Below are 1,485 nucleotides of genomic sequence, written 5' to 3'. Positions count from 1 at the left end.
GTCGATCCACTGATCTTCAGGAAGAAGAGGAACACCACCATGGCTATGTCCGTGCAGAACAACGTGTCGGCGATGAACGCGTACCGCAACCTCACCAACACGCAGAACGACCTGGGCTCCTCCCTCGAGAAGCTGTCCAGCGGTTTCCGTATCAACCGTGCGGCCGACGACGCCGCGGGTCTGGCGATCTCCGAGGGCCTGCGCTCGCAGATCGGTGGCCTCAACGTCGCCGTCCGTAACGCTCAGGACGGTATCTCCGTCGTCCAGACCGCTGAGGGTGCCCTCAACGAGTCCCACGCCATCCTCCAGCGGATGCGTGACCTGTCCGTCCAGGCCGCCAACACCGGTTCGCTCAGCGACACCGCCAAGGGCAACATCCAGAGCGAGCTCGACCAGCTCGCCGAGGGCCTGGACAGCATCGCCGAGCAGACCCAGTTCAACGGCACCAAGCTGCTCGACGGCACGTACAACGGCACCTTCCAGGTGGGCGCCAACGAGGGCGAGACGATCTCCGTCGTCATCGGCCACGGCGCGGGTGCCGCCGGCGCCAAGACCGGCATGGACTCCGCCGGGCTCGGCGTCGGGGCCCTCGACATCGACGCTGTCGGGACGACTCTCGACCCGGCCGTGCCCGGCAGCGGAACCGGTGCCGAGCAGGCGATCAAGCTCATCGACACGGCGATCGAGACCGTCTCGACGGTGCGTTCGGACCTGGGTGCGAAGCAGAACCGTCTGGACCACACGATCAACAACCTGCAGGTCTCGGTCGAGAACCTCACCGCGTCGGAGTCCCGGATCCGGGACACCGACATGGCCAACGAGATGGTCAGCTACACCAGCTCGAACATCCTCCAGCAGGCTGGCACCTCCATGCTGGCCCAGGCCAACCAGATGCCGCAGTCGATCCTCTCGCTGCTGCGCTGACCGCCACCGGGCCCGGCCCGGTAGCACCGCACTGACCGGCGGCCCGTCCCACCAGGACGGGCCGCCGTTCGCGTTCGATCTCGGGTCGCAAACTCCTCAACTCGGCTCGGGGCTGGCCGATGAGACCTGATGACCGCCCATGGATGGGTAGTCGATCCACTGATCTTCAGGAAGAAGAGGAACACCACCATGGCTATGTCCGTGCAGAACAACGTGTCGGCGATGAACGCGTACCGCAACCTCACCAACACGCAGAACGACCTGGGCTCCTCCCTCGAGAAGCTGTCCAGCGGTTTCCGTATCAACCGTGCGGCCGACGACGCCGCGGGTCTGGCGATCTCCGAGGGCCTGCGCTCGCAGATCGGTGGCCTCAACGTCGCCGTCCGTAACGCTCAGGACGGTATCTCCGTCGTCCAGACCGCTGAGGGTGCCCTCAACGAGTCCCACGCCATCCTCCAGCGGATGCGTGACCTGTCCGTCCAGGCCGCCAACACCGGTTCGCTCAGCGACACCGCCAAGGGCAACATCCAGAGCGAGCTCGACCAGCTCGCCGAGGGCCTG

At 65.9% G+C, this 1,485-nt stretch carries 2 protein-coding genes; both read left to right on the top strand.

Features of this window, described 5'->3' with window-relative positions:
* Positions 1–39 precede the first annotated feature (39 nt).
* Positions 40–924, top strand: coding sequence for a flagellin N-terminal helical domain-containing protein (locus tag H9624_RS16245; protein WP_286011334.1), 885 nt, complete (start codon positions 40–42; stop codon positions 922–924).
* A 189-nt stretch (positions 925–1,113) separates the two neighbouring features.
* Positions 1,114–1,485, top strand: a 372-nt coding sequence (locus H9624_RS16240; RefSeq protein WP_443678512.1) for a flagellin N-terminal helical domain-containing protein, incomplete at its 3' end; no start/stop codon positions are given.

This window comes from Oceanitalea stevensii (assembly GCF_014837105.1).
GTDB classification, from domain to species: Bacteria; Actinomycetota; Actinomycetes; order Actinomycetales; family Actinomycetaceae; genus Oceanitalea; species Oceanitalea stevensii.
The sequence above is the reverse complement of the archived record's forward strand: the minus strand, read 5'-3'. Positions and strand labels throughout refer to the sequence as shown.